The sequence below is a fragment of the Gillisia sp. JM1 genome, assembly GCF_000424645.1.
Lineage (GTDB): Bacteria > Bacteroidota > Bacteroidia > Flavobacteriales > Flavobacteriaceae > Gillisia.
Genome location: NZ_KE384218.1, coordinates 1,742,528 through 1,766,614 on the forward strand (window position 1 = coordinate 1,742,528; position 24,087 = coordinate 1,766,614).

Consider the following 24,087-nt stretch of genomic DNA (forward strand, 5'->3'; position numbering starts at 1 on the left):
TATTTGTTTTTCAAATATATAAAACAGCTTTTTAATACTGTGATTAAGGGGAACTAAACTCGTTTAATAGTAAACTGAAAAGAACTCCCTTCTCCAATTGTAGAATTCACCTTTATAGTTCCTCCCATACTATTAATAAGTTTCTTTACAGTTGCCAAACCAATACCACTTCCTGGGTTCCCATCACGATCATTGGTGTCCAGGGTAGTAAAAAGCTCGAAGATCTTAGAAGAATTCTCTTCAGAAAAACCATCTCCATTGTCTATTACCGCAAAGTGATAGTACGTTTCAGTCTTTTTAAAAGTGATTTTTATCTTCCTTTGGTCTTTACTATTATATTTTAATGCATTGGTCACCAAATTCAGGAAAATCTGTGTAAGAGCTGCTTTATTAACATGATGTAATGTTGCAGTTTCTGGATAATCTATTTCCACATCGTTTGAAACATCATATAAATGTGCAATGCCGCTAAGAAGATTATGAAGATCTACATTCTCGTAATCTTTCTCTAAAATATGTTCGCTTCTATAAAAGCTCAAAATCCCATCTACATAACTCCGAAGGGAGTAAGAAGATTCATTGAGATAATTTAAGTATTGAGTGGTTTCTTCATCAAATTTCCCTTGGTTTTCGACCTTAAGTAATTCGGTAAGCGAAATTATATTGGCTAATGGAGACTTTATATCATGAGAAACTACACTGGCAAATTTCTCCAATTCCTGATATTTTTGCTTTAATTTTTTTTGAATTACCCTAAACTTTTTATTTTGCTTAGCAAATTCAAACAACTTCATGCATTGATTTCCCAACGCCTTTAAAGCCTCTATTTGATCTTTTTTAAGTTGTCTTTCCTCAGTGTCTAACACACTTAAAACTCCAATAGTATATCCTTGAAGGTTCGTTAATGGAATTCCTGCGTAAAATTTGTAATTATCATGATAATATTTTTGTACATCCTCAAAAGCCTTGGGAGCATTAGAATAATTAATACAATATATATCCCTTTTAGATTCTAAAGTAAGTTGTGCAAATGAATTTTTTCGCTCAATTTCTTCTATCTCTATTCCTGTTTTAGACTTTAGCCAAACATGATTTTTATCTATTATACTTATAAATGCTGCAGGGGCATTGCAGATTGTGGCTGCCAAGAAGGTTAGTTGATTAAAATCTTCTTTAGTAGACGTTTTGGAAATATTATAATCTATTAGTACAGATTGCCTTATCTTTTCGTTAAATGCTATTTTTTGCTCCATATTCTTACCTGCTTGCAACAGTTAACTAACTATAGCCAATAATATGAAATTTTTCTCAGCTATTTTACTGGAAATCAATGATATTTTATTTTAAAGCGTCCTTTTAATGGTGAAATTAAAAGTTGTGCCTTTATTTACTTTTGATTTTACTGAAATTTTTCCTCCTAAATTATTCACTAATTTTTGAACGGTGGAGAGGCCAATTCCGTTTCCACGGTTACCACTTCTATCGGCTTCCTCTACAATCGTAAAGAGTTCGAAAATAGCTTCTTGTTTATTTTCAGGAATGCCAATTCCGTTATCTGTTATAGAAAAATGATAATAACCGTTTTTTTCTATACTAGTAACATCTATAATAATTTTTTCCTGAGTATTATATTTTAAACTATTTCCAATCAGGTTGAAAAATATTTGCTGAAAAGCAGCTCTATTGCAATGAACTGTTAAGTTGTCTTCAGGTAAATTAATCTCACAATCATATTTTATATTCAGGAGATCTATGATCTGTTCTAAAACATCCTGTAGATCAAAATCTTCATTATGAGAGTCTAATAAGGTGTCGCTTTCGTAATGATTGAGAATATCTGTAATATAATTGCTTAACCTAAAAGAAGATTGTTTTAAATAAGTAAGGTAGCTACGCCCTGTATCATCTAACAAATTCCCGTATTTAGCTTTAAGGAGATCTGAAGTGATTATCATATTTGCAAGAGGCATTTTCATATCGTGAGATACAGTCCCGGCAAATTCTTTAAGTAAATTATTTTTTGTTCCTAATTCTTTTTTTACTTTTTTTAAAGCGATATTCTGCCTTCTTAATTCGAACAAACTTTCTACTTGCCTTGCTAAGGCTATTAATGCAGTTTTTTGTTTTTCGTTAAGAGAATGTGGTTCAGTATCTAGTAAACATAGAGTGCCAACCGCTTCGCCAATATTTGATCTTATTGGCATTCCTGCGTAAAATCTAATTTTAGAACCTGTTGTCACCAATGGATTATTCGCAAATCTAGCATCTAAAAGTGTATCTGGAATTTCCATTAATTCGTCGGGTTGCAAAATAGCATGAGAACAAAATGAAATATTTCTATCTGAATCACACATATCTGTCCCAGATTTTGCTTTAAACCAATTCTTATCTTCTGCCAAAAGTGTAATAAGAGAAACAGGCACATCGCAAATATAGGATGCTAATTGTGCTATATTGTCATATTTTTCTTCGGGTTCAGAATTAAGAATCTGAAGGTCATGTAGAGAGGTTATTCTTGATATTTCATTCTCAGGTTGTAAAGCTTCAATCATATAAAATTAGATCTTGGTTGGAATCTTATTAAACAATGTAATAATGGCTAAAGTTAATGAAATATTAAATTTAACTAAAAGCATTAAATTATCCAATAATTATGCCATCAACCTGTATCTCGAAATTCACTGTTTTTATAAAGATAGATATTTATTGATTTCTCAGCAAAATAGAAAAATTTAAATATGTAAACCCAGTATCAGTATTTGATCCCGAAACTTTATATTTGATATTTATTATTTTAAATATATCAATTTGTCACCTACAGAATTAAAAGAGTTTCTCGATTCTAAAGTTATACAATACAATAATTTTAATTTTATTGAAAGCGACCCTATAAGTATTCCGCATAAATTTTCCCTTAAGGAAGATATAGAAATTGCTGGTTTTTTGGCCGCTACTATTTCCTGGGGAAATAGAAAGAGCATTATTAAAAATGCAAATAGCATGATGGATCATCTTGGGAATTCTCCCTATGATTTCATTTTGAATCATTCTGAATCACATTTAGAACCTTTGGATAATTTTGTTCATAGAACCTTTAATGGTTTGGATTTTAAAAGTTTTATAAAAAGCCTGAAACATATTTATACTAATCATGGCGGACTTGAAGCAATTTTCTCGCGCCCAACTACAAATGGATCCCTACAGCAACATATCTCTGAGTTTAAAACTGTTTTTTTTCAAATTGAACATTTATCTAGAACAGAAAAGCATGTGAGTGATCCTTTAAAAGGATCGGCAGCTAAAAGAATAAATATGTTCTTAAGGTGGATGATACGGAAAGACAATGCGGGAGTAGATTTTGGGATTTGGAAAAACATTTCTCCTTCGTTATTGTCCTGTCCTTTAGATGTGCATTCTGGTAATGTAGCAAGAAAACTAGGCTTGTTAAGTAGGAAACAGAACGATGCAAAAGCTGTTCGAGAACTCGATCTTTCCTTGAGGGTATTGGATAAAAAAGACCCTGTGAAATACGATTTTGCCTTATTTGGACTAGGAGTTTTCGAAAAATTCTAGTTTCAAACTAGATTCCCGTAACTATTTCTCCATCCACCATCGTCAATTTTCTATCGGCCATGTTAGCCAATTCTTCATTGTGTGTAACTATTACAAAGGTTTGATGAAATTCTTCTCTAAGTTGAAAAAACAGCTTATGTAAATTTTCGGCAGACTCACTGTCTAAATTACCAGATGGTTCATCCGCATAGATTACAGCAGGATTATTAATTAAAGATCGCGCAACAGCAATCCTTTGTTGTTCCCCACCACTTAATTCAGCAGGCTTATGATGCGCTCTAGGAGATAAATTTAAGAATTCCAACAACTCGTAAGCTCGCTTCTCTGCAGTGGCTTTAGAAGTTCCTTTTATAAAAGCAGGAATACAAATATTTTCTAAAGCGGTGAATTCTGGTAATAACTGATGAAATTGAAAAATAAAACCTACTTGTTCATTTCTAAATTTAGAGAGCATTTTAGAATTCTGTGAATAAATATCTATACCATTCACTTTTAAAGTGCTATCCAGTTTTTTATATGGCTGGTCTAATGTGCCTAAAATATGCAAAAGAGTTGTTTTACCAGCTCCAGAAGCCCCTACAATAGACACTATTTCGCTTTTTTCGATGTGTAGATTAACTCCCTTCAAAACGTGAAGGACTCCGTAATATTTATGAATGTTGTTTGCGTAGATCATGAGTTTAATAAACTTATCGTTTCAATTTTAAAATTGAAAATAGTGGCCTTAGCCTTTAAAAATATTCTTCGCATTATTATAATCTATAAAATAAACGATTCTCAAAGATAGATTTTGTCTAAGATCTTGATTGAATAAATTTTGTAAACTTTCTCCATATTGGATCTCACTCTGATTGTCGAAATTAAAAATTGAATTTCTATATAAAAGAATAGCCTCACTTCCCGGAGCAAATTGCCAACTATAACTTAGATCGAAATTCCAAATATTGAAATTTGCGTTAGGGTTATTGTTTTGTGTAACTTGATATTCTATTGGTGCTAAATCCCCATTATCCAGCAGCGAACTGAATTTGCTGTCTTCAAAATTTGCTACAGACCAAAAATTTCTAAAACTTAAATTCAAAGCTTGTTTGGTGCTAAAATTATAACTTGCCTGGATAGCATTTTCTATGCTTTTCACATCTCTAAGCCCAAATATTTCACGCCTAGGCTCTAAAGTCACAAAACTATTTCTATTTGTTGATGTGGAATATCTAAAGTTATAAATCATAGAAAATTGATCACTAAATCTAAATCTCGGACTTACATTAATTCTGAAATTTTCTCTGTCAGAATCAAAAAAGCTTACATAATTCATACTCACATCATAAGCAAATTTCTGTCTATAATCTGAAGATATAAAGCCATTTATTACTGTATAACCAGGATAATTTACAAATTTTCCTTCTCTTCTGGGTTCAAAGAAGTCTTTAGACTCCGTATTTAATTTTATAAAACTTCCAAAGGCAAACCTGCTTAAGGTAACTGCGAAAAAGTTGGTTCCAATTGCGCTTTCTGTTTCAATATTAGGTTTGTATCTTCTTCGATGATCTCCAAAAAGCCTAATACTAAATTTATTAAGGATCTTAGTAGGTTCAAAAATTTCGTAGGAGATATTAGTTCCAAAATTATTATAGTTATTTCTAAAATTTAGACCAAGATCATTGATGTCGTAGGTCTCATTGGCAAAATCATGATCTATTCCATATCTAAAATTTCCTTTTGTTCTATCAAAAGAAAATTCAGAAGCAAAACCAGTTATATTTTGTCCAGGGTTATTTACGTTACTCATTTTCGCCTCACCGGCATAATTGAAGGAGTTGGTTTTATTATTGATATCAAATAAAAATCCGGTTACATTTCCATCTCTAGCATGTCCATTTCTGGTAACATTTGTATTTATAAGGGTGATAGATGAATTTTGATTGTATTGTTGGTCTAAGACGATAATATTATAATTGGCAAAAGGCTCGGTAATAATTGTTCTATTTAAACCAGTTAAAGTATCTCCAATTATTGCTTCAGTTTCGCTGGTAATGGCATTAAAAAATCCCACTCCCAATCCGTTCTCTGTTCTTCCAGATATTTTTATAGCATTCAATAAATCCGTTTTTTCAGGATTCTCAACCAAGATTTCATTTTCTAATATCGCGGCTTGGGCATTATTAAAACCAAGTGGAGTTTCTCCAATACGTCTGGAATAGAACAGGTTTCCTTTCGTAAACAGTTCGGTTCCTTCGGTAAAAAACGCTCTGTTTTCACCAAAAGCTTGCTCAAACGGTCCTAAGTTTAACTCTACGGCATCAAAGGCTGTCTGCCCAAAATCTGGAATTAAGGTTGCATCGAGAGTAAAAGCATCAGAAATACCATATTTAATATCTAATCCGGCACTAAAATTACTAATTGTATTATTCTGAAAATTGTCTACTTCAGCAGAGGCATAGGGGTAAAAGCTTAATCTAACAGGGGGGTCAATGTTCTTTATCCCTTTTAGAAGTCCATTGTATTGAGTGTCTTTCCCAATAGATTTATCTATATAATTCCAAGTATATACTTCATTTAAATGCAAAATATTCCTCAGAAACTGAATGCTCCAAAGTTGCTCATCTTTTTTAGGAAATCTCAATGCGGCATACGGGATTTTTAACTCTGCATACCAACCTTTATCATTAAAGGAAATTTCACCTTCCCAAACTACATTATAACTGTAATCTTCATTATTACCAGACATTTTTGCATCGGCAATAGCGCCGGCAGAAGTAATTAAAAAACGTGTCTGGTTTTCTCCATCGTTATAAGTATTAATATCTATTAGAAAAAAATCAGATTGTTCTACGTTATCACGTTGAGTGAATTGTCGTAATATTCTATTTGGCTCATTATCCAGCATCGTCGCTGCAACATAAATAGCTTCGTCATCGTAGGCTAATTTTACAAAAGTTTTGTGAGTTTCTCTTATGGGTGTTCCATCACCAGGTTGTACCATTACAAAGTTACTTGCCTCTGGAAGTTCCTCCCAAATGGAATCGTCCAGGATTCCGTCTATTTTTGGAGCATTAAAAATTCTTTGGGCATTATAACTTTTTTTAGAAATTTTATCTTGCTTACTGTTTTGGGCTTGTAATTTTATGAAGGATAAACAGACGAATAGTATAAAAATTGTTCTAAGAAACATAAATTAAATCTAATAAATAAAAAGAACCGTTGGGGTTACAAGATTACAAAAGAAATGGAATTAATTTTCAACAGAACCCAATTAATCGTTAAAAAATCTTGTTTTTTTATTAATTCACTAATTTTAATTAACATTTGTAAAGTATGGAAAATATAGAATCTAAAATTGCTACTCTTGCGGGAGGATGTTTTTGGTGTACAGAAGCTGTTTTTGAAAGAATAGAAGGAGTAAGCACTGTGATTCCTGGTTTTACTGGGGGGCAAATAAAAAATCCAGCTTATAGAGAAATTATATCTGGGAGAACTGGACATGCGGAAGCTATTGAAGTTCATTTTGATCCAACAGTTATTTCTTTTAAAGAGCTATTGCTAATATTCTTTAGCACACACGATCCAACTACTTTAAATAGACAACAGTATGATAAGGGCACTCAATATAGAAGTGCTATATTTTATCATTCTGAAGATCAAAAACAGGAGGCTGAGGCAATTGTTAAGACACTTGAGGATCAGGAGGTTTTTAAAGATCCTATAGTAACCGAAATCACCCAAGCTTCCCCATTTTATGAAGCTGAAGCTGAACATAAAGAATATTACTCCAAGCATAGACAACAACAATACTGTCAGGTAATTATAGATCCAAAGATCAAAAAACTAAGACAATTATTTTCTGATAAATTAAAAAAGGCCAAAATATAGTATGTATCGATTTTTTGAAGAATATAACGAAGAAGTTACTGAGGGACTTACTGATAACTTCAAACAAATTATCCATGGGCTAGGGGAGGATACTTCTCGTGAGGGTATTCTTAAAACTCCGGAGAGAGCTGCGAAAGCTATGCAGTTTCTAACTCAAGGCTATGATGCAGATCCTGTGAAGATTTTGAATGATGCCATGTTTAATGAAAGCTATGACGAGATGGTTGTTGTAAAGGATATAGAGTTGTATTCCTTATGTGAACACCATATGTTGCCATTTTTCGGAAAAGCGCATATTGCGTATATCCCAAATGGTAAAATTGTAGGCTTGAGTAAAATACCAAGGATAGTAGATGTTTTTGCCAGAAGATTGCAAGTGCAGGAACGTCTTACACATGATATTTTAGAATGTATCAATAATACCTTACAACCACAGGGTGTTGCGGTTGTTATAGAGGCGCAGCATATGTGTATGATGATGCGCGGAGTGCAAAAACAAAACAGCGTTACAACTACATCAGGATTTAGAGGACAATTCAAAAAAATTGAAACCCGTAATGAGTTTTTGAAACTGATAAGTTCCGATCTTAAATAATTGGCATTTTTTTTGCTTTATTCTATGTATAAAACTTAAAACCGATGAAGACCTTAAAAAATAAATTATTAATAAAAGGATTAATGTACGATGCTATTGGGATGGTAACTATGGCAATTCCATTAGTAGGTCCTTTTTTAGATATAGCTTGGGCACCGTTTGCTGCAAATAAAATGTCTGAAATGTACCCAGGTAAAAAAGGGAAAATAGCTTCTGTGCTTGTATTTATAGAAGAGATATTGCCTTTTACAGATGTAATTCCTACTTTCACACTCATGTGGTTCTATACTTTTGTTTGGAATAAGGAATCAATTAAAGAGGAGTACATAATGGAAGCAGAAATTGTGCAATAAACAAACTTAAAAAGCCGAAATATAAGCCTCCAAAGATTTAATCTTGGAGGCTTTTTATATTGTTAAAATTTGGTTTGAATTCCAACAGAGATGTTTCTGCCCATATTCGCAATTCCGTCCGTCTTTAATCTGGAAAGGTGGGAAACATAATTTTTGTCGAATAGATTATTTCCACTAATTCTTATTTCCAGAGGTACTTTCTCAATCATAATAGTACCACCAAATCCAGCACTAACTAAAGTGTATCCTGAAGTACTGGTTTCAAAATCGCTTATTTTATTTTGGGATCCTGTGGTTTTCACAGTAATAAATGAATAATTATTGGAGAACCATTTAAAGGAATCAAATTCTGTTCTTAATGTGTTAGTGATAGAAGTAGCAGGAATAAAAGGCAGACTTTTCCCATTATCTTTTTCCCCGATCACAAGGGCCAAACTACTTTCTAAATGCAACCAATCTATAGGGTGTGGGTGTAGGTGAAAACCGGCCTCACCTCCATATAATTTAGCATCGTCTTGGGTATAAACAAATACGCTACTTTCTCCTATAAGTTCATTGGTGGGAGCGATAAAAATATACTGGTTGATCTTATTGTAAAATGCATTTCCAAAGAGCTCAAAATGCTCGCTACGATATTCTAGTGATAAATCCAACTGAATATTTTCCTCATTTTCCAAATTAGCATTTCCAATTTCAAACCTATTAGTTCCTTCATGAACCCCGTTAGAACTGAGCTCGGCAAGATTAGGTGCTCTAAAACCAGAAGCAGCATTAATTCTTGTTGTCAAATTTTTAAACAAATCGAATTTGATTCCTAAGGAACCATTATAACTTGTAAAATCACGATCTATTGCTTGAAAATATCCAGGCTCTCCAATAGTCCCATTTTCTTGAGTTGTGATATTCCTAGTGTCAAATCTAAATCCGCCTTGAATATCTATTTTCTCTAAATGATAATGAGTAGTTCCCAAAACGCCAAAATCGCGAATGGACGCATCTGGAATCAATAACTCTTCTCCAAAATTCTCATTAGTCTGAAATAATCCCTGTACACCAAAAATAGTTTCAAAATTACCCCAAACTGGCGCATTATATTTAAGGTCGTAATTTAAGGTCTCTAAGTGCATTTCTAATGCGGGATCTGGAGACTCTTCTTCAAATTCCTTCCTATTATTAAACAAATAACCAACTTTAAGATCTATACTAGACTCTGGAAGAAATATCTTATTAATAAGACTTACAATATGATTGTCCAATTTTTGATATGGATAAATAATGTCTTTAGAAGTGGTTTGTTCTCCAATTTCCCCAGGAATTCCAATATTTGTATTGTTGTAATTGTATCTGAAATCTCCCTTATATTTAGTGTCTTGAAAGCCAATTCCAGCTTTTAGATCCTTCTCTTCAAAACGAGAGTTGGTAACTCGAACGCCATCACCTGTTTCATAATCACTATGTACAGCATAATTTCCACGCACTAAATATCTCCAATTCTCTCCTGAAGTTTTTAAGCCTAGGTTTGCTTCAGAGCCAACAGTATTGCTAAAATAATTATAACTAGCATCTATAGAAGTACTATCAGATTCAGCGTATTTTTCAGGATTCAAATATAACACCCCACCAAGGGCGTCGCTTCCATATAACAAAGATGCTGGACCCTTGATGACTTCTACACTTTCTACCCCGCTAGCACTAACACCCAGTCCATGTTCATCTCCAAATTGTTGGTTTTCCAAACGAACCCCTTGGGCATATACCAAAACCCTGTTTGCGCTTAGACCTCTTATCACCGGTTTACCAATTCCTGCACCGGTAGTTATACTTTCTACTCCAGCTATTTGGGTAATTCCTTCAGCTAAGGTTACAGCACCTGATTTTTTAAGATCATCTAAAGATTCTCGTTCTACTTTTACCACATTTTCACTTTGTAATTTATGAAAAGGAGTAGAAACAATTACTTCCTCCATTTCGATAGCCGAAGGTTGTAATTCTATAATTACAGGATTTCCTGAAGGAGAGCTGAAACTGAAGGTTTTTGTGGTATAACCAATAAAGGAAACCACCATTTTAAATTCCCCATCTGGAATATTAGATAACTTAAAATCTCCATCTAGATTGGTGATGGTTCCTTTTTCTAATTTTGAAACATAAACATTAGCACCAATTATAGGTTGTTTTGTTTCGAGATCTATTAGTTTACCCGTAATGGTATTTTGTGAATATACTGAAGCGCATACTATTAATAATAGTACACTTAAGAATGATTTTATCATTTTAATAAATTAAGAGATTTAAGATTGCAACATTTTATATGCTGCCAGAAACTAATTATGCAATTTGGAAAGAGGAAGGTGGACCTCTTAACGAAAAAGATAGTTTCTGAAAATCACTTAAAAATTCGTAATAATTAAAGAATTTTTTGTTTGGAGGTAACACTTCATCTAACTCATAACTAAAAAAATGAAATGCAATTATAGGGCTTGGATGAAAATCACATAGCTCACAGTCTAATGTAGTTTGATGAAGGTGAGTAGTGCTATGATCATCACAGGCAAAATTAGGATCGTGTGCAAATACATGATTAAAATTCAGAAAGGAGGGAAGTAACAAAATGAGTGTTAATCCTAGTATACCATATTTCTGAATAGTACTCAAATTAGTCTTGATTTAAATAACGTCCGAAGCCTAGTCTTGTAAGCATCTTTTTTTCGAAGGTCCAGAAAAATTGAAACTGACCGAATAACCACCCAAAAAGAACTAATAATATTTGATAAATAGGGAAAATTAAGAGAATGCGTAAGCTCCAGAAAATATACCAAGGAGAAGTTTCGCGGTATATTCCGAAGAATTCACACACAGGGGCTGCTAATTTTGTAGCAGAAGAGCCTGTAATGGCAAAAACCAATAAAATAATAATAAGTTGAAAATTAGTATCTATTCCCCAACGTTCTTTTAATTTATTCATATTGCAAATATATCACATCACTGTGCAATTAAAAAAAACTTGAGCTTATATTCGTGTTGGTACTGAAAATCGTTGATTATACTCCCTAGAGAAAAACACGAAATAATTATATAGCATATAGTTCACTTCGTATCCGTAATCCACGAAATTATCATAATTAATTGCTTGTATATATAAATTTGGGTTATAATTGAAAGGTTGATTTACACGACTATTATATTCCTGAACCAAAAATATGTTCTTATTTTCAAGATAAGATTGTGAATGATACCCTCTAGGTTTTGCAATGCTATTTATAAATAAGTTAAAGCCGGGTTCAATTACAATAATTTCATATTCCAAGCTATCATTTGCAATACGAACAGTGTCGTTGGCATTAGCAGTGATTTCCTTTTTATTGAAATCCCGATTCTTAGTGGAACTACAGCTATATATAAAAAGCGCTAAAACCAGTATGTATAGTAAATTTTTCATTTTTTTTCTTTAAAAACAACAAAAATTATTCCTAATCTATTTTCCTCCTAGCATTCCGCCGAGTATTCCACCGCCACCTTTTTTATTTCTGCCAAAAATCATTCCTGTTACATCATCAATCACACTTCCGTCCCCTTCTTTGTCTAATAAAGTTTCTATTAAAGAAGCATCATGCGCTCCAGAGGACCCCATTACAGAATCAAGTAAGCTTCCTAATCCCGAAGATTGTACATTTTCCTTACTTTTTTGACTTGCCAGAACACTCATAAGTAAGGGCGCCGCCATTTTAAGAATGCTGGAAACAGAAGATTCATTCATATTTAGAGTGCTTCCTATAGTCTTAGTTATCATCTCCTGTTTTCTACCTAATAAGTGTCCTAAGATTTTTTCTCCTTCAGAAGACATATCTGAAGCCTTAACAGATTTCAAATTACTTAATAAGGCATCGCCATGCTTATCATCATTTAATGCCTTGTTTAAGCTTTCTGCACCAGTCTCGGTTTTTATATTTTTCTTCATTGCACCCAACAAAATAGGTAAGGCCATACCAAGAGCTGCAGAAATATTATCTTTATTTTCATCGGTACTTTTACTTGCTTTTGCAATAAAATCTTCGCCCATAGAAGTATTCAATAAATCTAAAATAGATGCCATGAGGTTTGTTTTAATTTAGGAATACAATTTACAATTTTTATCTAGGAGCACTCCTTAAGGAAATAATAAATCCTTCTAAAATATCAAATTCTAGAAGGATTATTGATTTTTATAAACTGAAAATTATACTTTTTCGTTCTTTAAAATAGCTATTATTTGTTCAGCCAATTCCATTCCAATTCTATCTTGTGCTTCCAAAGTTGCTGCGCCAATATGCGGAGTTAAGGAGATTCTTTCGTTCATTAAAATCTTAATGGAAGGGGATGGCTCATTTTCATAAACATCTAGTCCTGCGAATGCAACTTTACCATGTTCCAATCCGTCTAACAAAGCCTCTTCGTTTATAAGCCCACCTCTGGAAGTATTTATAATACCAACACCGTGTTTCATTTGTTCAAATTCCTTCTTACCTAAAACAGGTTTAGCCTGTGCCGGAACATGAATTGTTATAAAATCTGAATGTTTTATAAGATCTGCAACCGGTTCTGTCTTAATAGGTACGGTAACTACTTGATCATTGTAAAATTTAAGAGTGATATCTAGTTCTCCCACTTTGTCGTCGCTTGCAATCACTTTCATTCCAACTCCTAGCGCCAGTTTTGCTACTTCATTTCCAATTCTACCTATGCCTATAATCCCAAGAGTTTTTCCTCTGAGTTCTGTTCCTGCGGAATAATTCTTTTTTAAGTCTTTAAAATGAGAGTCTCCAGAAAGTGGCATGTTTCTATTAGAGTCATGCAAGTATCTTACCCCTCCAAAAAGATGGGCAAAAACAAGTTCTGCAACAGATTCTGAACTTGCAGAGGGAGTATTAATTACTTTTAGATCTTTACTTCTAGCGTAAGAAACATCAATATTATCCATTCCAACACCACCACGACCAATAACTTTAAGGCTTGGGCAAGAGTCAATAAGTTCCTTTCTTACTTGAGTAGCGCTTCTAACTAAAAGTACGTTTATCTTTTTTTCATTTATAAAATTCTTCAATTGCTCTTGAGCAACTTTTGTAGAGATCACTTCAAATCCGGCATTTTCAAGTGCTTTAATACCACTTTTTGAAATCCCATCGTTTGCTAAAATTTTCATGCTTTCTTTTCTATTTTTTGAATTCTTATAGCTTAATATGCTAAAATAATTTTATGCTTTTCTTTCCAGATCACTCATAACATCTACCAAAACCTGAACGCTTTCTAATGGCAATGCATTGTACATAGAAGCTCTGTAGCCTCCAACACTTCTATGACCATTTAATCCATTTATCCCAGCTTCTTTAAGCATGTTTTCAAAATCTTCTTTTAAAGATTCATCTGTTAGGTTAAAAGTTGCATTCATTATAGAGCGATCTTCTATTGCAGTATATCCTTTAAATAAAGGGTTAATATCTATTTCTGAATAAAGTAAAGCTGCTTTCTTTTCGTTTTTTTCTTCAATTGCTTTAATTCCGCCTTGAGCTTTTAACCATTTCAATGTTAGAAAGGATACATAAACAGGATAAACAGCAGGTGTATTAAACATACTATCTTTTTCTATATGCACCTTATAATCTAACATAGAAGGTATTTCTCTTGTAACTTTTCCTAATAAGGCTTCCTTAACTATAACAAGAGTTGTTCCTGCGGGACCCATATTTTTTTGTGCTCCTGCATAGATCAAATCAAATTTTGAAAAATCCAGTTCTCTAGAGAAAATATCACTGCTCATATCACAAACCATTGGTTTAGGAGTGCTTGGAAAAACCTTCATTTGAGTTCCAAAAATGGTGTTATTACTCGTGCAATGAAAATAATCTACATCTGTAGGGATCATAAGTCCTTTTGGGATATAATTGAAATTCTTATCTTCAGAAGAAGCTACTACATTAACCTCTCCAAATAATTTAGCTTCTATTATCGCTTTAGTGGACCAAGTACCTGTGTTTAAGTAAGCAGCTTTTTTTTCTAAAAGATTATAGGCAACCATTAAAAATTCCAAACTTGCTCCTCCTTGTAGAAAGAGCGCTTTGTAACCTTTACCTTCCAATCCTAGTAATTCTAAGGCAAGTTGCCTTGCATCTTCCATTACGGCAATAAATTCTTTACTTCTGTGTGATATTTCCAGGATAGATAACCCAGTATTATTAAAGTCTAAAACTGCTTGTGAAGCCTCTTGAAAAACCTCTTGCGGAAGAATACATGGACCTGCACTAAAGTTGTGTTTTTTCATAAAAATATAGTTTGTAACAAAGATGCTAAAAGTTCCTGTGAATTTGTGTTATTAAAATTATAATTGGTGAGGTAGAAACCTAAATGAGAATTTTAAAATTTAGGCATTATGAAGAGTTCCTATATTAAGATTTTAAATATTCTCCAGAAATTCTAAGGTGTCAATATTATCAGCATAATCCCATAATTGTGGATATTGCGTTTTACCAAAAGGGATTTCAGTTTCCATAAAATCATTGGCAACAACACATTGGAGATTTTCTTTATTCTCTTGGATTGTAGCTTTTAAAGCTTCTAAATCTGAATATTTTTCATAGAAAATGGTTGCAATAGGAGATCCAAAACTTTGATCTTCCTTTAATACTAAAAATCCATTATCCAACATTTTAAATTCACTCATTAAGTAAACAGCCTTGTTATAATCGTAATTATTAGCATATTTAGCATGATTCATTAAGCTTGCCCATGGGGCTATAGCTTTATAAAAAGCATCGAAATCATAATTCTCTGGTACATATAATTTAGAAACACTTCTACAGCCTAAACCAAAATATTTAAAAATATCGTGTCCTAAGGCTATTAAATCTTCAGTTGTTTCATTCCCGGTTAAGATCGCAACAGAATTTCTGTTTTTCCTGATGATGGATTTTTTATTCGCAAAATAATATTCGAAATACCTGGAAGTATTATTACTTCCAGTAGCGATTACAGCTTCAAAATTATTCATCCTGTTCTCTGTAAATTCTATCTTATCTTTATATTCCAAATCTAAGGAAATAAGATAATTTGCCAGAATAGGAAGCAATATCATGTCATTAGAAGATTGTTTTACCAATACTTTATGCCCTGAAATTAATACAGAAATAAAATCATGAAAACCAACCAAAGGAATATTTCCAGCCATTATGATTCCCACTGTTTTAGGATCTACAGCATCAAAATTATAAGGCTTGATCCACTTATCTAAATTGGTGCTTTTAAGAGATTCACTCCAACCCTCCAGTGCGAAAAGTATGTTTTCTGGAGTAAACCAACCATTATGATGTATTGCTCTTTCTATTTGCTCTTTAAAACCCTCGAAAAAGTCAGCATTATTAATCACATCCTCGTGTTGTTCTATTCCATTTCTTCGAAATTGGTTTAAAAACTTACCCAGTTCTATAAAATGTGATTTTCGCAGTTGGATTATCATAAGGCTTATTTGGTTATGAATTGTTTTGGCTTTAAATTTGTGTTAGCGAAATTAAAAGTTATAGAATTAAAATCGCCTATAAATCAATGAAAAATTCAACCCAAATTTCTGGAGATTTTTTGATTAAAATTTAAATTTACTAATAAAAGAGTTATGGCAATTATAATAACAGATGAATGTATAAACTGTGGTGCTTGTGAGCCAGAGTGTCCAAATACTGCAATTTACGAAGGTGCCGATGATTGGAGATATGCCGATGGAACGGACCTAGAAGGCAACGTGGTATTACCAGATGGAAAAAAAGTAGAAGCTAATGAAGCTCAAGAGCCAATTAGTGACGAGATCTATTACATAGTTCCAGATAAGTGTACAGAATGTAAAGGTTTTCATGATGAGCCACAATGTGCAGCAGTATGCCCGGTAGATTGTTGTGTGCCAGATGATAGCCATGTAGAGACCGAAGAGGAACTTTTAGGAAAACAACGATTTATGCATGAAGAATAAGCAAGTTACATACAATTAAAAACACCAAACCCCACAAGAACGTGGGGTTTGGTGTTTTTAAGATCTTAAGTAAATTATTCTCTATTTAACTGACGCTGAATTTTTTCAATTGCATTTTGAATAGATTTTTCAGGTTCTATAATATTATCATTTCCCCAAAAATTGGCATCAGCAAATCCAGAGATATCGTCTACCATCACTACAGATGGTCTTATGTAATTCATATCTTTTCTTGATTCCTTATTAGTATAATCTTCCCAATTTGTAACCACCATTTCACTATTCAAAGTATATCTGGAATTAAATAATTTACTATCCCAGTTTACTACGAATTCTAAGAGAGCATTTCCGTATCCATAATACCATTTCCCATCACTTTCTATATAATTAATTTCGTAATTAACATCCACAGGATAAACCGTAGCTCTTGAGGGCTTTCTTTTTACAAACATTTGGGATGCAGTGTCTTTATCATCTACATTCAGTTTGTAGGATGCTTTCAATAAAGTGTTTGTTTCGGTATCTATAAAAAGTTTACCATAATACCAGGGTAAGGATTTATTTATCTCCTCAAAATCAACAATATATACATATCTTTTACCCATTTTTGTAGGCTGATCAAAACTAAATTTGAATTCCTCTAAATTACTGGCGTCAAAAACAAATTCAGTATATTTCATTAGATCTACATACAAAGTATTAAAGGGACCACCTCTTAATTTTATGGCCAATGTGTCTAATCTGTCATAATCGGTGCTTTTTCTAGCCTTATAAATTGCAACGTCATCCTTTTTAGCAGAACTGTTAGGTTGTTTATAGATCTTCACTACAGCTTCAGAAAGAGAAGCGTTTCTTCTTCCCTTTTTAATGATCTCTCTATAGAAAGCAGTCATTAAAGTAGGATTATCAAAGTAATTATCACCTCTTTTTTCAAGCATAGCTCTAATGAGTTTTTTGGCATCTGTTGCTTTGAAAATGCTAACCTCAGATAGAACTTCTACAGACTCTTCTAAAGTTATGCGGGTATATTCTTTTGAAAAGGAACTTAAAGGGACTGTCTTACTCTTATAGCCTAAAAAGGAAATTGTTACTTGGGAGCTCATAAGATCTGCGGGAATCTTTAAAGAAAATTCACCTTCGTTATTTGTAATAGTGGAAATATTACTACCATTTACGGTAAGATGTGCAGAAATAATAGGGTCACCATTTCTATCATCTACTACTTCTCCTTTAAATTCTACATATTGAAATTTGTTTTTTTCTAAGCTTTGCTGAAAAGTGGAGGAATAAGTAGTACTAGGTGTAAAGCATATAAGCGCCACGAATAATAAATATGTGATTGGATTTAGTTGAAATTCATTAAAATTTGATTTCATAGCAATAATTTTTAGATTCATTTCACTAGAATACATACTAATATATCGATTTTTACTAAATTATTATGGTTATTAAATGGATTAATAATTAGGGTGAAAACGAAATTTCAAAATTCATTTTGTTTCAGACCTTTAATCATTAGAATTCCCCTATGCTCTGCATCGGAGGTTTTAGAGAAAGTTTGAAAAAAGATGGTTTTCGTCAAATGTTAAAACTTTCTTCCGTTGAATATCTCGATGGCTCTGCCTCGAGGATTATTTAATTTTTCAGAAGAAAAAAAACATGATTTTAGTATTTTATACAATTGAAATTTTTAAGTAAAATTCATGGAAGAAATAATTTATAAAACCTGTACTTCAAAAAAAGAATTAGAAGGGATTCTGCAGCTGCAAAATGAAAATCATTATTCTAAACTTTCAAAAGAAGAAATCGCTTCTGAAGGCTTCTTAACCTGTACTCATAATTTAGATTTGTTAACTGAATTTAATACTATTGCGCTTCACATTATTGCTGTTTCTAATGATAAAGTGATAGCCTATCTCTTAACAATGACTGCAATAGCTGAAGCGCAAATGCCGCTTTTAAAGCCAATGTTCTTGGAGTTTGAAAAAGTATTTTATAGTACTAAACATATAGCAGAATACAATTACCTGATAGTAGGTCAAGTTTGCGTTGGGAAAGGTTTTAGGGGTCAAGGTGTTTTAGAGAAATGTTATAAACTTTATAAAGCTATTTATAAGGATAGATTTGATTTTGCTATCACAGAAATTGATTTGAGAAACCAACGCTCTTTAAAGGCTCATTTAAAATTAGGCTTTAGAGAAATTCATAGATATTTTTCTCCGGATGGAGTAGAGTGGTGTATCGTACTTCTAGATTGGAATAAATAAAACAAAAAAGAGGCTAGTCTTTGGATTAGCCTCTTTTAAATAATGTAATGGTAGATTTACTTTTTGAAAAATCTTCTGGTATGAATTTTTCCTTTATCAGTTTCCATTTGAATGATTAATAATCCTTTTTTAAGATTAGAAACATCCACACTTGCCGCATGTCCTGGTACGTCATATAAGACACCTAGAAGTTTTTTCCCTTCCAGATTGTAAACAACGACAGATTTTATATGAGAATTAGACATCCTCATATTAATGTTGTTAGAAGTAGGATTAGGTGATAAAGATAACGTGATATCTTCTTCTCCTCCTTCTATTTGGGGGCCATTATGCCAAGAAAAAGAATCATCTATTGGACTGGACATTCCTTTAGCAACACCATGATCGTGTTTGTCAGCTCCGGAAGCATGCGGAGTACTGATTTGTGCGCTTAGAGAGAAAATCCCTATTAAACTAAATGCAGCTGTAATAAACATTTTGGCATGTAATTTTTTCATCATAATTAGTTTTTTGGTTAGTGTGTACATTTAATGAGTTAGTTATACATTAAATAGTTGATGTTAAGGTAGTTCAAAAACAAATATATTGACTAAAAAGTATTATTTAATCGATGAAATACACTTTTTGTATTAATTAATATGCATATTCCTATACTCTATCAGCATGTAACCTTAAAATTTTTAAACAAAGAAAGGGGTGGAAATATCCCCCCCCTTTCTAATATTAATCAATTGAAATTACTTCTTAAAGAACCTAGTATTTAGGATATGACCATCGGCCGTATTTAATTTCAATATGTATAATCCTTTGTTTAGTTCTGTTACATCTATACTTGCTCTGCTAGATGCAGAATCAATATTATAAACTCTTATCACTTTTCCAAGTAAATTATAAACAGCTACAGATTTGATCTCAGATTCATAAATCTCCATATTCAAAGTACTAGCCGTTGGATTAGGAAATACAGTAAATTGTTTCATTTCTGGTTTTGCAGAAGCACCTGGCTCCAGATTAGCAGACGTAGATTTAGTTGCATCTTGCGATGCTTTTCCTCCCTGTAATACAGCAACATCACTAAATTCTGCAAGAGATGATGCTCCATTGAAGTTAGAAGTAGCAGCAAATCCCACATATACTGTACCACCAAAGTTAACTTCGCTGGTTCCAATTAACTCCCAGTTTCCATTTGTTGCAGAAATAAAAGAAGTAATTGTGTTTCCTTCTCTAACTAATCTAACAAACTTTGGAGCTGTAGCGGCAACATATTTTTCACCACTAGCTTTAGCTGAATTTGATTTTCTGTACTCAAAGTGAGCCTCAGATCCTGTGAAATTTGGATTTGAAACTATGGCAGTCATTGCAAAAGCAGAAGTTGCATCTAAAGTTTCTCTAATCATTACAGCAGCTTTTGCATTATTGTTAGTATTCTCTAAAGAGTTTACTTTTACTACAATTTCTCCATCTCCAGTCATTTGCTGATAGGTATAGTAGAAAGAATCACTCTTACCATCTATTCCTGCGCCAGAAGCATCCATTTCAAAACTTCCATCTATATAACAAATAGTACCGGCTTTAGATACACTTCCTATATCACTAGAAGTCCATGGAGCAGGGGTGCTTGTACAATAAATAAAATCCTGAACAATACTTACAGATCCTGAACCTGTAAAAGTTCCTGAGTAAGCCTTGAATTGGTCTGCTTCATTTACATCTGTAAGTACACCGTTTAACTGAAAGTTTTCCAATCTGTCATTTGCATCATCGATGTTTGAAGAATTCACTTTCAATGGTATCAATTCTTCAGTAGAATCATATGCGCTTAATTCCTCATCTGTAAAATACATGGTTAGGTCGTATGTTGCCTCTTGATTAGCAACGTCAATACTGAAAGCTTTAGATGGTCTTGCAGTAGAGATATTAGAGAATACTCTAAAGCTGGTTCCTTCATCAATTAAGCTCATGGTAACACATCCAAGATCTGCCGATGCATTTTCAATCTTAGCGATCAAAGCTTTATCTGTATCACTTAAAAAGAAAATAGTGTTTCCAACGATAACAGTTGTTGTAGCAGTTTCCCCTTTTTGAGTTTCGATCCCAGCAGGAGTCGCAGAAACTTTTAAATTATCTATTGCAAAACTGAATTCAGAACCGGCATTGGTATCATTAAACCATTTCCATCCTAAAAAGAAAGCTTTGCCATCTAGTTCGTTAATAATAGCAGAGTAATTACCACTTGCAGTAATTGCTCCTAATGGGCCAGTTCCTGCGAATTTTTTCAGGGAAACATAATCTGAACCATTTAAAGAGTATACAAATTCTCCATAATCAAAAATCACACTAGGATCTACAGCATCAAGTTCTCCACCAGCTTCCCAGTCAAAACTTACTGTTACATCGCTAGTTGCAGCGGCGTTGATAAGTGCAGATTTTAAAACAGTAATAGTTGCAGAATTTGAATCGTAAGAAGCAATATCTACAAGTCCGTTACTAATATATGCTCTTCCGGCAGCATCTAACTCACCATCAGCTTTCCAAACATTATTCCCATCAGAAATTCTTACTTCAGACCAACCTGTTGGTAAACCAGGATTAGAAAAAGTTTCGGTTGCTATAAGATCCATTGGTTCACTTCCTGTACGAGGAGCAAAATCATTATCTGAAATCGCGAATTCTTGCTTTAAGAATTTCCCATTGTATACAAAAGAAAGAACGATAGTTTCGCTATCCTCAATAACGGCATCATCATAAACTGTAATAGCTAATGACTTAGATTCAGAACCATTAAACGTTAAAGACTGAGTAGAAAGATCAAAATCTTTCCCTTTAGTAGCGGTACTCCCAGAAGTGCTTAAAGTAATTGAAGAAGAACTGGTAATATCTACTCCTGTTATAACTACCGAGTAGGTATTAAAATCATCACATCCATTTATAAGGTTGTCTTCTCCTAATATTTGTATGTTGCTTTCACTAAAAGTGATAGTATTTGGTTCTCCTGTATTGTAAGTATCACCTACATTTACTCCATGCCATGCATTGGTGGTAGATTTTTCTTCTTGAGATCCAATTCCATATAATGTTTGCGCAACAAAAATTGATACAGCTCTCATTTCAGCAAATTTAGCATTAGGAGAAAGCATTGTTTCACTTAAGTAAGTTATTTTTTCTGAAGCTAAAAATCCTAATCCTTCAACAGAATACTGGTTACCGGCATCATTTACTTGATCATCTGCAGATTGCTTATTAAGTCCACCTGTAAAGGCTTGCCCACTTCCTGTCACCATTAAATAATACCATTTATTAAGTACACCACTATTGTTGTGAACTCCACATTGGTCATTTGCCAATGTAGGATCACAGTCTTGATCTGTCCAATTAATACCTCCATAAGAATCTGGATTTCCAGCTGCTTTGGGATCATCCATCCATCTCAAAGCTCGCGATGCATCTTGCCCTGGAGCTAAACCACCATCTCTTTCATCTATTTGCTCTCCAATTCCCCATGGATCATAAGGTAAAGAATTATCTATTTGAGTAAGCACATAGGATTCTACAGAAGCTGCCCAAATATCGGAGAAACCTTCGTTCATTGCTCCAGATTCATTTGCATACACTAGATCTGCTGTAAATTCACATACTCCATGTCCAATCTCATGAGCACAAACATCCATAGAAGTTAAAGGTGCAAAAGAGCCATTTGGATTTGTTCCTCCTTGGTAACTACCATCACCGTAAGTCATAGCAGATCCATTCCAAAATGCATTATCGTAAGCATCACCGTAGTGAACATAGTTGAAAACTTTGGTTCCTTTATCGTCGTAACTAGAACGGTTATGAATGTTTTTCCAGTAATCTAAAACCACTTCAGCACCCCAATGAGCATCTAAAGCAACATCATCGTTGTTCTTTTCGTTAGAAATTGGATAAGGGTTTGTTGCAGAAAACTGGTCTTTTCTGTGTTCTTCTGAACTCCAGTTATTATCCCCAGTTTCAGGATTCAGATTAGTGCCATCTCCATCAATAACAGGCTCTGCAACAAGATAGATGGATGGAACACTTAATGGTATACCACCAATTCCTTCCATAGAAAAAGTTTCATTCTCAATTCCTGATGGAGTAATACCGTTTAATACCCAGTTTCCATTTATATCTTTAGAAGTATCAAAAATTCTATTCCCTGCATAACGAGTGTCTCCTTTTGCAGCAACATAAGGAAGTGGTCCTACAAATGCCTTTGTTACAGTAGAGTTTAAGGGTCCAATAAATGCTTTGGGGGTAATTTTGATCTCTTTTTTGATCTCTTCTTTTGTATGAAAAGCATCGGCATGCTTTATAATCGCATCTAATAAAAGAATTTTACCTGAAGCAGCGTCAACATAAATGTCTGCACGAGATAATGGCTCTGCAGCATAAACATTAAATCTGTAAGCCAAAGTAAGATCTACAGCAGCAGTTAAATAGTCGTCTACAAATACCAATTCTCCTTTTGGAAAAACTTCATTATAAGCAGCAGTGATCTCTGGAGAATTCCCCAAGCTTGCAATATAATCCCAAGCATAGGTTGTAGCACCAACATGATCTAATGCTTTTTGAAGAGCAGTAGCTTCATCTAAACTTGGTGTTGCTGTAATAGTAGCAGGTAAATTATAGTACTCTGCAGAAAAACCTAGAACAATTCCCTTTTTAGAAATTGCTTTGAAAACACCATGCTCTACTTTGATACCATTGGTATATTGTTGAAATTTATCTACTTGTACGCCATTAGAAGAGGTAGTTGCCTCTATAACAAAGGTAGTTTCGTCACCAAGACCTAAAGCAGATTGTAAAAAAGTTGGAGTTTCATTAAGTGAAATTGTTTCACCTGAAGTTTTTAAAGTTATAAGAGAAGGCGTTCCTCTGTTGGGTTCCATTGTGTAGCTTGAAACCCGTGTGTCGGTTGCTAAATTATCCGAAATATCCTGACTGGATGTTTGGGCGTTTAACACAAATAATCCTTGAAAGCAGAAAATGCATGCAAGAATATTTTTTTTTGGTAATAGTTTAAACATAAATTTTTGTTATTTAGTTAATAAAATAAGAACAATACCTAACGAAATAAATAATTATGAAATCTTAATTACTATTTATCACGAAAATAGATATTTTAACCAATAACTCGTCATAATGTAAAATTTAATCGATGAAACACACTTTTAAAACATTTATTTTGAAAAATTCTTACAGTTTTATCTATTATCATTAAAATTTTGATTCCCCGAGAATTGCCTCGCATTTTTTTGGATTGATGAAAACGGATGGTTTTCATCAATCCAAAAAGACATATAACTCTAAATGCCTCGTGGTCTTGCCCCGAGGATTATTTACTATTTTATTTTTCTAGGTGTTAAGCAATTGGGTCAAAATATGATAACAACTTTATCGTTATAGGTTTATATAACAATC

21 protein-coding genes are annotated in these 24,087 nt (G+C 33.2%); 6 read left to right on the top strand and 15 right to left on the bottom strand.

What is annotated here, in order from left to right; all coding sequences use genetic code 11:
* Positions 1 to 53 precede the first annotated feature (53 nt).
* Both H033_RS0111080 and H033_RS0111085 read right to left on the bottom strand, forming a co-directional pair.
* Positions 54 to 1,253, bottom strand: coding sequence for a sensor histidine kinase (locus tag H033_RS0111080; RefSeq protein WP_026838383.1), 1,200 nt, complete (start codon positions 1,251 to 1,253; stop codon positions 54 to 56).
* A 90-nt stretch (positions 1,254 to 1,343) separates the two neighbouring features.
* Complete coding sequence (locus H033_RS0111085; RefSeq protein ID WP_026838384.1) at positions 1,344 to 2,552, bottom strand: sensor histidine kinase; 1,209 nt, start codon at positions 2,550 to 2,552, stop codon at positions 1,344 to 1,346.
* A 256-nt stretch (positions 2,553 to 2,808) separates the two neighbouring features.
* On the opposite strand from H033_RS0111085, the gene H033_RS0111090 reads away from it, so the two are divergent.
* Positions 2,809 to 3,573 carry a TIGR02757 family protein gene (locus H033_RS0111090; RefSeq protein ID WP_026838385.1) on the top strand — a complete coding sequence of 255 codons (765 nt, stop codon included), beginning with the start codon at positions 2,809 to 2,811 and terminating at the stop codon, positions 3,571 to 3,573.
* A 7-nt stretch (positions 3,574 to 3,580) separates the two neighbouring features.
* On the opposite strand, the gene H033_RS0111095 is transcribed toward H033_RS0111090, so the two are convergent.
* Positions 3,581 to 4,249 carry an ABC transporter ATP-binding protein gene (locus tag H033_RS0111095; protein WP_026838386.1) on the bottom strand — a complete coding sequence of 223 codons (669 nt, stop codon included), beginning with the start codon at positions 4,247 to 4,249 and terminating at the stop codon, positions 3,581 to 3,583.
* A gap of 48 nt (positions 4,250 to 4,297) precedes the next feature.
* Positions 4,298 to 6,745, bottom strand: a complete 2,448-nt coding sequence (locus H033_RS0111100) for a DUF5916 domain-containing protein (protein ID WP_026838387.1) — start codon at positions 6,743 to 6,745, stop codon at positions 4,298 to 4,300.
* 143 nt (positions 6,746 to 6,888) lie between these two features.
* Between H033_RS0111100 and msrA the strand changes: the two genes are divergently transcribed.
* The 3 genes from msrA to H033_RS0111115 are packed head-to-tail and all read left to right on the top strand — an operon-like array spanning position 6,889 to position 8,391.
* Positions 6,889 to 7,443, top strand: a complete 555-nt coding sequence (msrA, locus tag H033_RS0111105; protein ID WP_026838388.1) for a peptide-methionine (S)-S-oxide reductase MsrA — start codon at positions 6,889 to 6,891, stop codon at positions 7,441 to 7,443.
* Position 7,444: 1 nt separating this feature from the next.
* Positions 7,445 to 8,038, top strand: a complete 594-nt coding sequence (gene folE, locus H033_RS0111110) for a GTP cyclohydrolase I FolE (protein ID WP_026838389.1) — start codon at positions 7,445 to 7,447, stop codon at positions 8,036 to 8,038.
* A 44-nt stretch (positions 8,039 to 8,082) separates the two neighbouring features.
* Positions 8,083 to 8,391, top strand: coding sequence for a hypothetical protein (locus H033_RS0111115; protein ID WP_026838390.1), 309 nt, complete (start codon positions 8,083 to 8,085; stop codon positions 8,389 to 8,391).
* A 62-nt stretch (positions 8,392 to 8,453) separates the two neighbouring features.
* Here the strand turns inward: H033_RS0111115 and H033_RS0111120 are convergent, their stop codons facing one another.
* The 8 genes from H033_RS0111120 to H033_RS0111155 all read right to left on the bottom strand — a co-directional run bounded on the left by H033_RS0111120 (position 8,454) and on the right by H033_RS0111155 (position 15,877).
* The gene (locus H033_RS0111120) at positions 8,454 to 10,664 is read right to left on the bottom strand and encodes a TonB-dependent receptor (protein WP_026838391.1); all 2,211 of its coding nucleotides are present in this window, start codon (positions 10,662 to 10,664) and stop codon (positions 8,454 to 8,456) included.
* A 55-nt stretch (positions 10,665 to 10,719) separates the two neighbouring features.
* Positions 10,720 to 11,046, bottom strand: coding sequence for a hypothetical protein (locus tag H033_RS0111125; RefSeq protein ID WP_026838392.1), 327 nt, complete (start codon positions 11,044 to 11,046; stop codon positions 10,720 to 10,722).
* A 1-nt stretch (position 11,047) separates the two neighbouring features.
* Positions 11,048 to 11,356, bottom strand: coding sequence for a DUF6787 family protein (locus H033_RS0111130; protein WP_026838393.1), 309 nt, complete (start codon positions 11,354 to 11,356; stop codon positions 11,048 to 11,050).
* Positions 11,357 to 11,401: 45 nt separating this feature from the next.
* A complete protein-coding gene (locus H033_RS0111135) occupies positions 11,402 to 11,830 on the bottom strand; it encodes a DUF6146 family protein (RefSeq protein ID WP_026838394.1) in 429 nt (142 codons plus the stop codon).
* Positions 11,831 to 11,866: 36 nt separating this feature from the next.
* Positions 11,867 to 12,484 carry a DUF937 domain-containing protein gene (locus H033_RS0111140; protein ID WP_026838395.1) on the bottom strand — a complete coding sequence of 206 codons (618 nt, stop codon included), beginning with the start codon at positions 12,482 to 12,484 and terminating at the stop codon, positions 11,867 to 11,869.
* Between the two features lie 123 nt (positions 12,485 to 12,607).
* Positions 12,608 to 13,570, bottom strand: coding sequence for a D-2-hydroxyacid dehydrogenase (locus tag H033_RS0111145; protein ID WP_026838396.1), 963 nt, complete (start codon positions 13,568 to 13,570; stop codon positions 12,608 to 12,610).
* 51 nt (positions 13,571 to 13,621) lie between these two features.
* Positions 13,622 to 14,686 carry a 3-phosphoserine/phosphohydroxythreonine transaminase gene (serC, locus tag H033_RS0111150; RefSeq protein ID WP_026838397.1) on the bottom strand — a complete coding sequence of 355 codons (1,065 nt, stop codon included), beginning with the start codon at positions 14,684 to 14,686 and terminating at the stop codon, positions 13,622 to 13,624.
* Between the two features lie 132 nt (positions 14,687 to 14,818).
* Positions 14,819 to 15,877: an acyl-CoA reductase gene (locus H033_RS0111155; protein ID WP_026838398.1), complete on the bottom strand. Its 1,059-nt coding sequence runs from the start codon at positions 15,875 to 15,877 to the stop codon at positions 14,819 to 14,821.
* A 153-nt stretch (positions 15,878 to 16,030) separates the two neighbouring features.
* Here H033_RS0111155 and H033_RS0111160 point away from each other — a divergent pair, with 153 nt between their 5' ends.
* Complete coding sequence (locus H033_RS0111160) at positions 16,031 to 16,381, top strand: 4Fe-4S dicluster domain-containing protein (protein WP_026838399.1); 351 nt, start codon at positions 16,031 to 16,033, stop codon at positions 16,379 to 16,381.
* A 74-nt stretch (positions 16,382 to 16,455) separates the two neighbouring features.
* Here the strand turns inward: H033_RS0111160 and H033_RS0111165 are convergent, their stop codons facing one another.
* Positions 16,456 to 17,757: a carboxypeptidase-like regulatory domain-containing protein gene (locus H033_RS0111165; protein WP_026838400.1), complete on the bottom strand. Its 1,302-nt coding sequence runs from the start codon at positions 17,755 to 17,757 to the stop codon at positions 16,456 to 16,458.
* A 327-nt stretch (positions 17,758 to 18,084) separates the two neighbouring features.
* Here H033_RS0111165 and H033_RS0111170 point away from each other — a divergent pair, with 327 nt between their 5' ends.
* Complete coding sequence (locus H033_RS0111170; protein ID WP_026838401.1) at positions 18,085 to 18,648, top strand: acetyltransferase; 564 nt, start codon at positions 18,085 to 18,087, stop codon at positions 18,646 to 18,648.
* Positions 18,649 to 18,704: 56 nt separating this feature from the next.
* Here the strand turns inward: H033_RS0111170 and H033_RS0111175 are convergent, their stop codons facing one another.
* Positions 18,705 to 19,148: a T9SS type A sorting domain-containing protein gene (locus H033_RS0111175; RefSeq protein ID WP_196809435.1), complete on the bottom strand. Its 444-nt coding sequence runs from the start codon at positions 19,146 to 19,148 to the stop codon at positions 18,705 to 18,707.
* A 237-nt stretch (positions 19,149 to 19,385) separates the two neighbouring features.
* A complete protein-coding gene (locus H033_RS0111180; protein ID WP_026838403.1) occupies positions 19,386 to 23,693 on the bottom strand; it encodes a M4 family metallopeptidase in 4,308 nt (1,435 codons plus the stop codon).
* Between the last annotated feature and the right edge of the window lie 394 nt (positions 23,694 to 24,087).

Excerpts from the sequence above, each read along its gene's own strand:
- H033_RS0111155 (WP_026838398.1), bottom strand. The coding sequence starts at position 15,877 with ATGATAATCCAACTGCGAAAATCACATTTTATAGAACTGGGTAAGTTT.
- folE (WP_026838389.1), top strand. The coding sequence starts at position 7,445 with ATGTATCGATTTTTTGAAGAATATAACGAAGAAGTTACTGAGGGACTT.
- H033_RS0111135 (WP_026838394.1), bottom strand. The coding sequence starts at position 11,830 with ATGAAAAATTTACTATACATACTGGTTTTAGCGCTTTTTATATATAGC.
- H033_RS0111160 (WP_026838399.1), top strand. The coding sequence starts at position 16,031 with ATGGCAATTATAATAACAGATGAATGTATAAACTGTGGTGCTTGTGAG.
- H033_RS0111140 (WP_026838395.1), bottom strand. The coding sequence starts at position 12,484 with ATGGCATCTATTTTAGATTTATTGAATACTTCTATGGGCGAAGATTTT.
- H033_RS0111180 (WP_026838403.1), bottom strand. The coding sequence starts at position 23,693 with ATGTTTAAACTATTACCAAAAAAAAATATTCTTGCATGCATTTTCTGC.
- H033_RS0111080 (WP_026838383.1), bottom strand. The coding sequence starts at position 1,253 with ATGGAGCAAAAAATAGCATTTAACGAAAAGATAAGGCAATCTGTACTA.
- msrA (WP_026838388.1), top strand. The coding sequence starts at position 6,889 with ATGGAAAATATAGAATCTAAAATTGCTACTCTTGCGGGAGGATGTTTT.
- H033_RS0111100 (WP_026838387.1), bottom strand. The coding sequence starts at position 6,745 with ATGTTTCTTAGAACAATTTTTATACTATTCGTCTGTTTATCCTTCATA.
- H033_RS0111170 (WP_026838401.1), top strand. The coding sequence starts at position 18,085 with ATGGAAGAAATAATTTATAAAACCTGTACTTCAAAAAAAGAATTAGAA.
- H033_RS0111095 (WP_026838386.1), bottom strand. The coding sequence starts at position 4,249 with ATGATCTACGCAAACAACATTCATAAATATTACGGAGTCCTTCACGTT.
- H033_RS0111085 (WP_026838384.1), bottom strand. The coding sequence starts at position 2,552 with ATGATTGAAGCTTTACAACCTGAGAATGAAATATCAAGAATAACCTCT.
- serC (WP_026838397.1), bottom strand. The coding sequence starts at position 14,686 with ATGAAAAAACACAACTTTAGTGCAGGTCCATGTATTCTTCCGCAAGAG.
- H033_RS0111115 (WP_026838390.1), top strand. The coding sequence starts at position 8,083 with ATGAAGACCTTAAAAAATAAATTATTAATAAAAGGATTAATGTACGAT.
- H033_RS0111165 (WP_026838400.1), bottom strand. The coding sequence starts at position 17,757 with ATGAAATCAAATTTTAATGAATTTCAACTAAATCCAATCACATATTTA.
- H033_RS0111175 (WP_196809435.1), bottom strand. The coding sequence starts at position 19,148 with ATGATGAAAAAATTACATGCCAAAATGTTTATTACAGCTGCATTTAGT.
- H033_RS0111130 (WP_026838393.1), bottom strand. The coding sequence starts at position 11,356 with ATGAATAAATTAAAAGAACGTTGGGGAATAGATACTAATTTTCAACTT.
- H033_RS0111145 (WP_026838396.1), bottom strand. The coding sequence starts at position 13,570 with ATGAAAATTTTAGCAAACGATGGGATTTCAAAAAGTGGTATTAAAGCA.
- H033_RS0111120 (WP_026838391.1), bottom strand. The coding sequence starts at position 10,664 with ATGATAAAATCATTCTTAAGTGTACTATTATTAATAGTATGCGCTTCA.